The 738-nt window shown below is 67.8% G+C and carries 1 pseudogene; it reads right to left on the reverse strand.

The features are described from left to right. Positions 1 to 738, reverse strand: a pseudogene (locus tag EOA28_RS37535) (NAD-glutamate dehydrogenase domain-containing protein); the annotation flags it as partial.

The raw sequence follows: 738 nt of genomic DNA on the forward strand, positions 1-738 counted from the left end.
TCCTCGACGCGCGGGATGCGGAAGGCGTCGCTGACGGCGAAGAAGGCCTTGGCCGCGCTGACGATGTCGGCATTGGCGGTGCGCGCGGTGAGCGCGATGTCGGGGATCAGCTCGGCCACCTCGGCCAAAGCGAGCTGCCCGGCGAGCTTCTCCGGCGCGCCACCCTTGAACAGGCCTTGCCGCCGCTCCTCGATGCGCTCGCGCGAGAAGGCCGGCAGCAGCGAGACGAGCTTCGGCTCGAGCGCCTTGCGGGCCTCTTGCAGCTCGTCGATCCGCTGGCCGAGCGGCGCGGAGCCGGCTTCGTTCTTCAGGTACCAGCCACTGGTTACAAAGATGAGCCGGCTGACGGACTGGTAGAGATCGAGCTGGATCTGACCGTCGATCTGGTTGTCGAGCGCGTCGATCTCGCGATAGAGCGCCGGCAGCGCAAAGCCGTCGCGAACCACGGCGAAGGTGCGCACGACATCGGCCGCCGGCCGGCCGGTGGCTTCCTGCAGCCGGTTGACGAAGGATGGCCCACCGCGATTGACGAGATCGTTGGCGACGACGCGGGCGATGATCTCGCGCCGGAGCCGATGGTCGCGGATCTCGCCGGCGAATTTCTTGGCCATGCGCTCCGGGAAATAGCCCATCAGGTCGCGGTCGAAATGCGGCTCGTCCGGCACGTCGCTGGCGACGATGTCGGAGAACAGCACGATCTTGGCATAGGCGAGCAGCACGCCGAGCTCGGCCCTGGTC

The organism is Mesorhizobium sp. M2A.F.Ca.ET.067.02.1.1 (genome assembly GCF_004023285.1).
GTDB lineage: Bacteria > Pseudomonadota > Alphaproteobacteria > Rhizobiales > Rhizobiaceae > Mesorhizobium.